This window comes from Acinetobacter sp. YT-02 (assembly GCF_002412355.1).
Classification (GTDB): domain Bacteria; phylum Pseudomonadota; class Gammaproteobacteria; order Pseudomonadales; family Moraxellaceae; genus Acinetobacter; species Acinetobacter towneri.
The window spans coordinates 25,792-37,692 of record NZ_NOZT01000038.1; the positions used below are offsets into that span (position 1 = coordinate 25,792).

General features: G+C 40.0%; 13 protein-coding genes and 1 tRNA gene. 5 read left to right on the top strand and 9 right to left on the bottom strand.

Going from position 1 to position 11,901, the window contains the following annotated elements:
• Positions 1-29 precede the first annotated feature (29 nt).
• Complete coding sequence (gene map / locus CF596_RS10275) at positions 30-857, bottom strand: type I methionyl aminopeptidase (protein ID WP_004972787.1); 828 nt, start codon at positions 855-857, stop codon at positions 30-32.
• Positions 858-1,065: 208 nt separating this feature from the next.
• On the opposite strand from map, the gene rpsB reads away from it, so the two are divergent.
• The 3 genes from rpsB to CF596_RS10290 all read left to right on the top strand — a co-directional run bounded on the left by rpsB (position 1,066) and on the right by CF596_RS10290 (position 3,543).
• Complete coding sequence (rpsB, locus tag CF596_RS10280) at positions 1,066-1,812, top strand: 30S ribosomal protein S2 (protein WP_004972791.1); 747 nt, start codon at positions 1,066-1,068, stop codon at positions 1,810-1,812.
• 143 nt (positions 1,813-1,955) lie between these two features.
• Complete coding sequence (gene tsf / locus CF596_RS10285) at positions 1,956-2,831, top strand: translation elongation factor Ts (protein ID WP_004972793.1); 876 nt, start codon at positions 1,956-1,958, stop codon at positions 2,829-2,831.
• A gap of 190 nt (positions 2,832-3,021) precedes the next feature.
• Complete coding sequence (locus tag CF596_RS10290) at positions 3,022-3,543, top strand: DUF3465 domain-containing protein (protein ID WP_096902397.1); 522 nt, start codon at positions 3,022-3,024, stop codon at positions 3,541-3,543.
• Positions 3,544-3,577: 34 nt separating this feature from the next.
• On the opposite strand, the gene CF596_RS10295 is transcribed toward CF596_RS10290, so the two are convergent.
• The 7 genes from CF596_RS10295 to CF596_RS10325 form a co-directional block, all read right to left on the bottom strand.
• Positions 3,578-4,033, bottom strand: coding sequence for an Mpo1-like protein (locus CF596_RS10295; protein ID WP_096902391.1), 456 nt, complete (start codon positions 4,031-4,033; stop codon positions 3,578-3,580).
• Positions 4,034-4,264: 231 nt separating this feature from the next.
• On the bottom strand, positions 4,265-4,873 hold the full coding sequence (locus tag CF596_RS10300) for a septal ring lytic transglycosylase RlpA family protein (RefSeq protein WP_004972798.1): 609 nt from the start codon (positions 4,871-4,873) through the stop codon (positions 4,265-4,267).
• A 294-nt stretch (positions 4,874-5,167) separates the two neighbouring features.
• Positions 5,168-6,169: a lytic murein transglycosylase B gene (gene mltB / locus CF596_RS10305; protein WP_096902392.1), complete on the bottom strand. Its 1,002-nt coding sequence runs from the start codon at positions 6,167-6,169 to the stop codon at positions 5,168-5,170.
• Positions 6,170-6,538: 369 nt separating this feature from the next.
• The gene (locus CF596_RS10310; protein ID WP_070152374.1) at positions 6,539-7,189 is read right to left on the bottom strand and encodes a hypothetical protein; all 651 of its coding nucleotides are present in this window, start codon (positions 7,187-7,189) and stop codon (positions 6,539-6,541) included.
• A gap of 18 nt (positions 7,190-7,207) precedes the next feature.
• A complete protein-coding gene (queF, locus tag CF596_RS10315; RefSeq protein ID WP_004972810.1) occupies positions 7,208-8,023 on the bottom strand; it encodes an NADPH-dependent 7-cyano-7-deazaguanine reductase QueF in 816 nt (271 codons plus the stop codon).
• Positions 8,023-8,796, bottom strand: a complete 774-nt coding sequence (locus CF596_RS10320) for an ABC transporter permease (protein ID WP_096902393.1) — start codon at positions 8,794-8,796, stop codon at positions 8,023-8,025. Before CF596_RS10320 ends, queF begins: the two co-directional genes overlap by 1 nt.
• Positions 8,793-9,728 (bottom strand): ABC transporter ATP-binding protein, encoded by a 936-nt coding sequence (locus CF596_RS10325; RefSeq protein WP_096902394.1) that lies wholly within the window; start codon positions 9,726-9,728, stop codon positions 8,793-8,795. The genes CF596_RS10320 and CF596_RS10325 overlap by 4 nt, the downstream gene beginning before the upstream one ends.
• Positions 9,729-9,907: 179 nt before the next feature.
• Between CF596_RS10325 and CF596_RS10330 the strand changes: the two genes are divergently transcribed.
• Both CF596_RS10330 and CF596_RS10335 read left to right on the top strand, forming a co-directional pair.
• Positions 9,908-9,983 (top strand) — tRNA-Arg (locus tag CF596_RS10330).
• Positions 9,984-10,145: 162 nt separating this feature from the next.
• Entirely contained in the window at positions 10,146-11,375 is a 1,230-nt protein-coding gene (locus CF596_RS10335; RefSeq protein ID WP_096902395.1) for an integrase arm-type DNA-binding domain-containing protein, read from the top strand.
• A 377-nt stretch (positions 11,376-11,752) separates the two neighbouring features.
• On the opposite strand, the gene CF596_RS10340 is transcribed toward CF596_RS10335, so the two are convergent.
• On the bottom strand, positions 11,753-11,901 hold a 149-nt coding region (locus CF596_RS10340), incomplete at its 5' end, for an integrase core domain-containing protein (protein ID WP_143228684.1).

Sequence of the window (11,901 nt, forward strand, 5' to 3'; positions counted from 1 at the left end):
GCCAATGACAGATTTTGGCTGCAAACACGTTATGCAGTAAAGCGTGATAAATCTTCATCAGGGCGGGCAGTCAGCACTTCCAAGCCATCTTTGGTGACCAAAATGGTGTGTTCAAACTGTGCCGATAATTTGTGGTCTTTGGTCACCACTGTCCATTTATCGCCAAGTAATTTGGTTTGCCATACGCCTGCATTGACCATTGGTTCAATGGTAAAAGTCATACCTTCTTCTAAAATCATGCCTGTGTTGGCTTGACCATAGTGCAATACTTGTGGCTCATCGTGGAAGGTCGTCCCAATACCATGACCGCAATATTCACGCACGACACTAAAGCGTTCAGATTCAACATATTTTTGAATCGCATGACCAATATCACCAATGGTTGAACCGGGTTTAACGGTTGCCATACCGCGATACATCGCTTCTTGGGCAACTTTGCATAAACGATTGGCTAAAATGGAAGTTTCACCACCCACGATATACATCATATTGGTATCGCCGTGGAAACCATCTTTAATGACTGTGACATCAATATTTAAAATATCGCCTTTCTTCAGCACTTTACTTTCTGACGGAATACCGTGACAAACCACATGGTTAACCGATGTGCAAATGGTGTGTTGGAATGCTGGACGACCCGGAGCAGCACCATAACCTAAGCAGGCAGGAATAGCTTGTTGTTGATTGACAATATAGTCATGGCAAATCGTATCCAGTTCGAGCGTAGTAACGCCTGGTTTAACGTGTGCTTTGATCATCTCCAAAACTTCTGCCGCCAGTCGTCCTGCCACGCGCATTTTTTCAATATCTTCTGCGGTTTTGATGAGTCGACGAGGTGCTTGATAAGTTGTGTTCATGATCTTTAAAAACTTTTGGAAATTTGTGTGTGACTATGGTATAAATAGCCGCCCATTTTATCAAATGCTTTTTATGAATATGTTTCAAAGAGCTTGGTAAAAGGGAAATTAAAAATCCGCACATATATCGTCACATTACTCTGGGTGCCCTTTGGGGTGGAGAATGCGGATATATGGAGGCCTAACCCAAACATTTAAGGTAAAGAAAATGGCAGATTACAACGTAAGCATGCGCGACCTTCTTCAAGCTGGCGCACACTTTGGTCACCAAACACGTTTCTGGAACCCAAAGATGCGTCAATACATCTTTGGTGCGCGTAACAAAATTCACATCATCAACCTTGAACACACTGTTCCTGCGTTAAATGATGCTTTGAACTTTGCAAACCAATTGGCTAGCAAAAAGAACAAAGTTTTGTTCGTTGGTACAAAACGTGCTGCTTCTGCAATCATCCGTGAACAAGCTCAACGCGCTGGTCAACCGTATGTAGATCACCGTTGGTTAGGTGGTATGTTGACGAACTGGAAAACACTTCGCCAATCTATCAGCCGTTTAAAAGATCTTCAAGTTCAGTCTACTGACGGTACTTTTGCTAAGCTTACTAAACGTGAAGCTTTAGAGCGTAGCCGTGAAATGGAAAAACTTGAGCGCGCTTTAGGCGGTGTGAAAAACATGGGTGGTTTACCTGACGCATTATTCGTAATTGACGTTGATCACGAAGCAATTGCAATTAAAGAAGCGAAAAACTTAGGTATTCCTGTAATCGGTATCGTTGATACAAACTCTAACCCAGACAACGTAGACTACGTTATTCCGGGTAACGACGATGCGATCCGTGCAGTAACACTTTACGCTTCTTCAATGGCTGATGCGATCATTGCTGGTAAAGAATACGCTCAAACTCAAGCCAATGCTCAAGCAAAAGGCGAAGAAGCTCCTGCTTCTGAGGCTTAATGCGTTTTGACGTAAGCTTGTCATTTTTGCGACATGTGATGGTGGCAAAGTAAGCGTCATGTATGCAGACGGCCCAAGAGACACCCTCTGGGCCGTTTCTGTTAAAAAAAGAATTCATTTTCTACCGATTTTAGGAGATAAACATGACTGCAGTTACAGCAAGCATGGTTAAAGAATTGCGTGATCGTACTGGTCTAGCAATGATGGAATGTAAAAAAGCATTAACAGAAGCGGGCGGTGACATCGAATTAGCGATTGACAACCTTCGTAAATCTGGTCAAGCAAAAGCTGCTAAAAAAGCAGGTAACATTGCTGCTGACGGTGCAATCACAATCGTTCAAGAAGGCAACAAAGCGATTCTTTTAGAAGTAAACTGTCAAACTGACTTCGTTGCAAAAGACGAAAACTTTGCTGGTTTCTCTGCGAAAGTTGCTGCTGCTGCTCTTGCTGCAAACGAAACTGATGCTGCTAAAATTGCTGAACTTAAACTTGAAGATGGCGCAACTGTTGAAGAAACACGTGTTGCACTTGTTCAAAAAATTGGTGAAAACATCCAAGTTCGTCGTGCACAAATCGTTGAAGGTGAAAACCTTGCTGTGTACAAGCACGGTTTAAAAATCGGTGTTGTTGTTTCTTACACAGGTGATGCTGCGACTGGTAAAGGTATTGCAATGCACGTTGCTGCATTCAACCCAGTTGCTGTTACTGCTGAACAAGTTCCTGCTGATCTTATCGCTAAAGAGAAAGAAATTGCAGAAGCGAAAGCAGTTGAATCTGGTAAGCCTGCAAACATCGTAGAGAAGATGGTAACTGGTTCAGTTGAAAAATACTTGAACGAAGTTGCGCTTGATCGTCAAATGTACGTAATTGACAACGAGAAGAAAGTTGCTGAAGTATTAAAAGCAACTGGTACAACTGTTGCTCAATTCGTTCGTTTCGAAGTAGGCGAAGGTATTGAGAAAAAAGCAGAAATGAGCTTCGCTGAAGAAGTTGCTGCTGCTCAAGCTGCTGCAAAATAATTTTTACTTAAGGTAAAATATTTTGTAAGGAAAGCCCCAATTTATTTTGGGGCTTTTTTGTGAATATAGCTTTTTGCGATCTGCAATTGAGGCATAAATATTGAGATAAAACTATAAATATTATCTTTAAATCAGTATGTTATAAAAATTAACTTCATCTTATAATTTGGAATCAGAAAAAGAAGGTTATATGGCAAATAAAAAGAATTTAAGCATTGGCGCAATTATTGTGGTGTTAATTGCTGCATTTTTTGGCATAGATTTACAACAGTTTCAGTCTGAAACATCAAGCGCGCCAACTACAAGCACTGCTCGCACATCACAAGATGAAAAAGAGCAGTTAGACGTACAGCGAGATACGCTGCAAGATGATGCTCAGGGTGTTCAGCTGATTGAACGTGCGTTTGAGCGCAAACAGAGCGATTTACAAGTCCGTGCGAGTGGGCAGGTCATTGCAGTGTTAGCGGATGACAACGAAGGCTCACGTCATCAAAAATTTATTTTAAAACTGAATAATGGGCAAACTGTATTGGTTGCACATAATATTGATCTCTCACCACGAATTACCAATATTGCAAAAGGTGATACTGTTGAGTTTTTTGGTGAATATGAATACTCAGATAAGGGTGGGGTGATTCACTGGACGCATCATGATCCAGCAAACAAACACGTGGGCGGATGGTTAAAACATCAAGGAAGAACCTATCAATAACGGTTCTTCCGATAACGAAAATAGGATATAGCGTTTAAATGCTCATAATGCTGTTTTTACGACGTGTTTTCCAAGAGTGTAGGATTTTACCTAAATAGGCATCCATGCACCAAATTGGGCCAATGAGAAGGAATTGGAGATCTTTGAAGAATGAAGGCTTTTTCCCTTCAATTCTGTGACCATAAAACTGTCCAATCCACGCCAAAACAAAAATTGCGATATAAAAACCCATTCCAACAGGCAAAACATAAATCAGCCATGCCATTACCAGCATTAATGCTGCCATTGCAACTGCAAGAACCAAGTCTAAACGTGCATAAAAAATAAAACTGAGCACCAGAAGTAATGTTGTTAGTAAAGCGCTGAAATGCGCCAAGATGCCGACAATCGAAAAAAAGATCGTAGGTACGCACACCCAGTGAATTAATTTATTGGTTTTATTTTGATGGCTCTCGCTGTATTCATCTAGCCACTCGCTTACTGTCTTCATGTGCTACTCCTGTAGACCGATCATCCGTTGTTATTGTTTGACTGTCTAAAATATAACTGAGAACAGTGAGGCGGTCAAAACAGTATTCATATTTTCAAAATGAAGTGGCAACAAAATTTGTGTGGATCATCTTTGTGCAGACATGCATGGGATGACTGTAAATCTTACAGGCATTAAAAAAGCCACATTGCTGTGGCTTTCAAGTCAAATGTGAAGTCGTGTAAGCGAATCTTAAGAGTTTGGACCGTCAATACGCTCAATGCTTACTTTGGCAGTACCTGCATTGGTGATGCCCAATTGTTTTGCAGCGCCATAAGAAAGATCGAGTACACGGTTGCCATGGAATGGACCACGGTCATTTACTTTAACTACAACGCTTTTACCATTGTTTTTATTGGTTACGCGAATATAGCAGTTTAGCGGCAGGCTACGGTGTGCAGCAGTCATTGCGTTCATGTCGAACGTTTCACCGCTTGCAGTTTTACGACCGTGGAATTGACGACCGTACCAAGATGCCATACCTGTTTGGCTAAATTTACGTACAGTGTTCGATGCCACTGTATTTAACTTTTCAATCACTGAAGGCTCTTCAGCAGGAATTTCAATTTTCGCTGCAATCGTTTGACGACGGATTTGGTCGCCTGAACGTTCGGTGATTGAAAGGCTATTCAAATTTGAGAAATGTGAATTAAAACTTTGTGCTTCTTTGTTGAGTACACGCGCAGCTAGGCTAGATGACTCATTATCATTGTTGAATGATGATTGCACCATTTCAGCTTGCGACTGACTTAGGGCAACAGCTGCAGAAAGTGCAAGTAAGTATTTAAGTGAACTATGCATGGTTTGAACTCCTGAAGACAGAATTTTTAACTTATTTCGCTCTTAACTGATTGAAATAGTGGTAATCCTGTCTGTAATTTCACTTTTTCGACTACATTTGACGACATGGATAATATTCATCCCTCACTAAAGGTGTCTAGTCTTTATACGAAAATAATGACAAAAAGTACCAAAAACCAACTCTATTTGATTAAAAAATAATCAATATTGTAACATTATATGTAAAAAGTTTGTTTTGTGATCAAATTGTCAAAAATATTTCTTGACTTTTTGGTTTTATATTTAAATTTGTACTTAGCGACTCGCAATTTCAGTGCCCAATAACCACAGTGCAGTCGCATACATACGGCTACGGTTATAAGTCGTAATCACCTGAAAATTTGGGTAGGTTATATAGTAGATATGACCATAATTTTCTTGTAATTGAATGACATTGACCAAGTCGAGGTCATCTATTTGCACAATTGGATTCATTGGCATCACGCCTTGCGATTTTAAAACCCCATAAGGTGTTGGCAGGGTCAAATCTTTGGCAATGACACTGTCAGGATTGTTGCCTGTATATCGTGCAGCAAATGCAATGGGTTGATTGCGCTGCCAGCCATGTTGTGCCAAGTAGTTTGCAATGGAGCCAATGGCATCGACTGCCGAGTTGCGTAGATCAATATGTCCGTTGCCGTCATAATCGACCCCAAATTTTGGAATATTGCTAGGCATAAACTGCGGATAACCAACAGCACCTGCATAAGAACCAACAATTGAAGAAGTTGGCACACCATCTTTATATGACCATGCGATCAGTGCTGCGAGTTCATCTTTAAAGTATTCCGCGCGACGTTCATAACCAAAGCCTAAGGTGGCAAGGGCATCACGGGTTACAAAAGAGCCCTTATTGCTTCCAAAACCTGTTTCTACACCCAGAATCCCTAAAATAATGGATTGCGGTACACCAAATTGCTGTTCAGCACGATTGAGCGTGTCTGCATATTGTTGTTTAAAGCGCACACCGCGCTGAATAGTGCTTTCTGCAAGGAAATTGGTTTTATAGTCGTACCAAGGCTTACTTTCGCCTGGGCGGTTCATGATGTTGATGATATTGGGTAAGTTTTTAGAGCCTTCCATCGCCCAATCGACTTGTGCTGCACTCAAGCCATAGGTCTGCATGGTTTTTTGTTTAAAACTGGCATAAGACGGATGATTTTGGAAATCATTGGCCTGACAAAAACTGGTGATAGAAAATGCACCAATGAGTAAAGAAAGACGTTTTAGTTTGTTATAAAAATCAAGTTTGAACATATTGAGGAAAATTCCAAATTGATGATTTACACAACTTATTTATATGCAGTAAATAAGTTGCTACTTATATATGAAGAATAAGCCGCTATTGGGGCCAAACTGCGAAAGCGAAGTAAGCGGCTAAGATAGCATTCATGCGTGACTGGTTTGCAAAAACTTATACAAAAATAGACAAAGAATGTGTAAAAAGCGCGCAGGATTTGTAACAAAATTCAATCTAGGTGCAAAAAGTTATTCTTGATTGTGCAAAAGTTGCAGACATATCCTGATATTGCATTGCATATAAAAATGCCTGATCAAAATCAGGCATTTTGCACTTAACATGCAACAAAAGGGCTTAAAACGCATTATGAGTTAAACCCACTGATATTAATGATGGAATAAGGTGTCGTGATATTCCGCTAAAACCAAGAGTTCCTCTTTGGTTAAATTTGGGATGATTTTATCCACCGCAATATGGACAGCTTTAATTACCGCTGCTGCGCCAATATCTGCTGCTTTACGCTTAATCATGCCCAAATCGAGGGTTTTGTTAAAGTCGCTCATAAAGTGGCGTACCGTCGCTTCTGCAAACTGTTTATATAGTTCGGTTAAAGCAGCTTTGTTCACTTCATTGCCTGCTTGAATTTCGGCATAGTTGTGTTTCAGGTTGGTCACTAAACTTGCATCGAGCGTTTCACCTACACGTGCATTGCCTGCTGCATCTTTAAAGCTACTGCGCTCAGAAAATTCAATCGATTGTTTCACGACATCATTTGGCGCTTTGCTTAATAATTGTTTTAGGAGTACTGCAACGGTAGATTTGACATAGCCCGCAAGTTTTTCGGCAGTGTCGCGTTTATCGCTGGCAGGAAAACGACGTACTAACTCGGTTAAAATGGCATCAATGATTTCTTCATTAATCATTAATGCGGTTTTGTCGCGCAGTGGGTACAGCGGCTCACTTGAATTTTTTTTCTGTTGTGCAGTTTCAATCGTATTTAATAATTCTGCAGATGGAATGAATCCAAAAAATGGCATTGTTCAACCTCAATGTTGTTATTGTCGCGCTAAACGAATAGGGCGAGGCATCCATGTTAAGTCCGATACACGGCAAGGGTTAATGTCTAAACCACCACGACGTGTATAGGTTGCATATACCATCAGTTTTTCTGGTGCGAATTTTTGCCAGATGTCTGCAAACATCTGTTCCACACATTGTTCATGGAAACCATTATGCTGACGATAAGAAATAATATAAGCCAAAATACTGCGATAACAAGGTTTTTTGCCTTGATAACGGATAAAAACCGTGCCCCAGTCAGGTTGTCCTGTGACAGGACAATTGCTGCGTAATAAATGTGAGAAAAGTTGTACCTCTATATCTTCCGCTTGTTCTAAATCGAATTGCAATAAACTTGGGTCAGGATGCTGCTCTAAACGCTCAGGCGTGAGCTGATCAATACAAATACCTTCAGGTTGGCTAATTGCCAAATCATCAACCTTAAATAAAGTTAGCGTAACAGGTGCTTGTGCTGCAGCCGTTAAATCATGCTCAACAGTTTCAATGAAATTGGCTTCAGACTGAAAGCGAGTAAAGTTCATACTATTAAAGTAGAGCTTTAATGATTTTGATTCGATCAGGTTAGGTGATGAAGCAGGTAGCGTAATCCGACCAATCGCAACCTGTGGAACACCTGCGGCATTCAACCACGAAATTTCAAAAACGTGCCACCAGTCTTGCCCGAGTTGAATTCCCTCAACATCTGCATATTTTTCACGTGCAGCAGCACGTGAAATAGGGAACAAAATATCGGGTTGATATTCTGTAGGATAATTGGTGTCTTTACCAAGAAGAGATTGTTCAACACTCATTATTCACGCATTCCTGAACCACGAGAAAGTAAATGATAGGCAATACCATAAAGCACTGCACAGCATAGTGTAATCACAGATAATGAAATCGTCACGTTGACATCACTATGTCCTAAAATGCCGTAACGGAAAGCATTAACCATATACACCACAGGGTTAATTAAAGAGAGATTTTGCCAAAAAGGGCTTAAGGCACTAATGGCATAGAATACACCACCTAAATAAGTCAGTGGAGTCAGTACAAAAGTTGGAATAATAGAAATATCATCAAATGATTTGGCATAAACAGCATTAATAAAACCGCCTAATGAAAATAAAAAGGACGTAATTAATACGGTATAAATGGTAACAAACCAATTGGTAATATAAAGGTCGGTAAAGAATAGACTCATGGTGGTGACAATAATACCGACCAATACGCCACGACTAACACCACCCAAAACATAGCCCCATAAAATGGCATGCAAAGGTACAGGGCTCATGATTAGTTCTTCAATGCTTTTCTGGAATTTTGCACTAAAAAAACTTGAAGATACGTTGGCATAGCTGTTGGTAATGACTGCCATCATAATTAAGCCGGGCACAATAAATTGCATATAGCTAAAGCCGCCCATTTCACCAATACGCGAACCGACCAAATTACCAAAAATCACAAAGTACAAACTCATGGTGATGGCTGGCGGGAGCAAGGTTTGAGGCCATATGCGCATAAAACGACGAACTTCTTTATGCACTAAGGTATAGAGTGCAATCCGTAGTTGGGTAAAATTCATTGCGCAGCTCCATCTAAATTCTTTTCGACCATTTTGACAAATAACTCTTCTAGACGGTTGGACTTATTACGCATACTGCGCACGCGAATGCCTTGTGCTTCTAAAAGTTGGAATAAATCATTTAAGGTGTGAGCTTTATCCATAGTGACTTCTAGGGTCACTGCATCAATTAAGTTGAAACGTACACCAATAATATCTAAATGAATGGGTTGAATCGGTTCAGCTAAATCGAAAATAAAAGATTCTTCACTTAACTGGTTTAAGAAGTTTTTCATGGAAGTGTCTTCTTTAATCACACCACGATCAATAATCGCGATACGACGACACAACATTTCGGCTTCTTCTAAATAGTGGGTAGTGAGAATGATTGAGGTGCCTTTATCATTCATCTCTGTTAAAAAATCCCACATTGAACGACGCAGCTCAATATCTACACCTGCAGTGGGTTCATCCAAAATAAGCAGTTTCGGCTCGTGCATCATGGCACGTGCAATCATTAAACGACGCTTCATACCGCCAGACAGCATACGCGCTTGAGTGGCACGTTTATCCCACAAACCCAGTTTTTCTAAATATTCTTCGGCACGTTGTTCGGCAACTTTTTTAGGAATACCGTAATAGCCTGCTTGTGTGACCAAAATATCAAAGGTCTTTTCAAACTGACCAAAGTTAAATTCTTGTGGTACTACCCCTAAACATTGCTTGGCTTGGGATGGTTGGGTATCTAGATTATGCCCAAAAATTTCGACAGTACCTGCCGTTTTTTTGGTAAGAGAACTGATGATGCTAATGGTTGTAGATTTACCTGCACCATTAGGTCCAAGTAGGGCATAAAACTCGCCTTCAGGAACGGTCAAATTAATTCCTTTCAGTGCTTGGAAACCATTTCGATAGGTCTTTGACACGTCCCTTAACGTCAATGCATCAGTCATGAAATTCTCACTTGAGGAATAGAGCTACTATTGTGAGCGATCCGCGTCAATAAACCAAGTAAGTTACATGGAATTCTATGTTGCAAGTTTGGAACATTGTTTAAAGCATAAGCATAAAAATACGTAACTTATATATAGTTGCTTTACCTTCAGCAATTTTTTGTTATGATGTGCAGCGCGCGCTCATAGCTCAACTGGATAGAGTACAGGTCTCCGAAGCCTGTGGCGTGGGTTCGAGTCCCGCTGAGCGCACCATTTCCTCGTTTGATCACATCCGAATTAATCCTAATATTATTAAAAATTAATAACTTATATCTACTTATTGTCCGATAATGTCCGAGGGCGTTTTAGGATACCGTAATCTTTTACGGTATTTTTTACGGTACATTCCATTTCTGACAAAAATATACCGTAAAAATGCCTAAATTAGTTATCAGTCTGACTGACTCAAAAATTAAATCAGCAATATCAATGCAAAAGAAATCATCTGAAAAAAATATTAAGCTTTCAGATGGTGGCGGCCTTTATCTGTTATTAGATACAAAAGGTGGGGCATATTGGCGCTTTGATTATGTTCGCCCAATTACAAAGAAAAGAGCTACTATCGCAATTGGTGTTTATCCAAGCTGTACATTAGCATCAGCACGTGCAAAACGAGGCGAGTTCAGAGAACAGCTTGTTCAGAATATTGATCCTGCCATGCAGAAAAAACGAGAAGCTGAAATAACGCATAAAAAAAATACTTTTAAGCTAATCGCAAATGAATATCGTAAAACAGAAGAGTTGGAGCCTAGCACTCAGCGAAGGAATCAATTTGTTTGGGATAAGTTGTATGCTGCAATTGGAGATTATCCGATAGACAGTATTACACCATCGCAAATTTTAGAAGTGTGTCGTATATACGAAAGGCAAGGTAAGACAGATTCAGCAAAGCGTATGAGAAGCAAAGCATCCCAAGTCTTTCGTTATGCGATTGCTTTAGGCTTATGCCAATTTAATGTGGCAGACCAAATCAGTGGGATTTTAAAAGTTGGTAAAACCAAGCATAGATCTGCGGTCACAGATGAGCAGTTGTTAGGACAGTTATTAAGGAATATTTATAATAGTGTTGGTCGGGGTGATATCGCGATAGATTATGCTGTAAAAATTTTACCCCATGTTTTTGTACGTCCAGGAGAGTTGAGGGGCGCGAAGTGGGCAGACATTGATTTTGAAAATCGAGTTTGGAAATACACTCCTCCTAAGACGAAGAATCAGACAGCATTACAGCATATTGTTCCTCTGTCAGATCAAGTAATAACCTTATTTAAAGAATTACACCAGATGACAGGTTATACTGAGTATTGCTTTGTATCGATGCGAGATCAGTCTAAAACGATTAGTGAGTCAACTATTAACAAGCGGTTAAAGCAATATGGTTTTGAAAATGGTGAAACGACAGGTCATGGCTTTAGGGCTACAGCCAGAACTTTATTGGATGAGGTATTAAAGTTTCCTATCGAAAGGATTGAACAGCAACTTGCTCATCAGGTTCGTGATATGCATGGCAGAGCATACAACCGTACAAAGTATTTAGAAGAGCGTACAGTGATGATGCAAGCATGGTCTGATTATTTGGATCAATTAATGTATAAAAATGTAGAGTAGTTAATTTAATACATATTAGCGAATTGTAGTTTCAGTTAAGTTGCCGCCACCTCCACCAAATTCTTAAATTTGTATGTCGTAACATTACGGTATATGAGTAAATAAAGCTTAAATCTTAATGGTTTAGGCTTTTTTTATGCCTGTTTATGCCGTTATATGAAGTTTCTTATAGCTTGTTGCTGTGTATGGTAGCGTGTATAGTGTGAGTTAGTGAAAAGTCACCATACAAGAAAGACTATAAAACGAGCGGAAATTAAGAAGCGTCCAATGAGTGATGCAACACTTAGTGCATTGGAGATTGAAAAAAAAAGAATATCGAGAGCCTGATGGTGATGGACTGAACCGTACCGGGTTTGTCGGAGACTTTTTTATTTAAGTTAGGCCACCTGACCTAACGGGTTAATCTTATCATAGTACCTTGCTTCAAACTCAAAAGGTGATACATAACCCAATGCACTGTGTACACGCTTTTTATTGAACCAATCTACCCAGTTTAGTGTCGCAAGTTGTACATCTGCTAAACCTT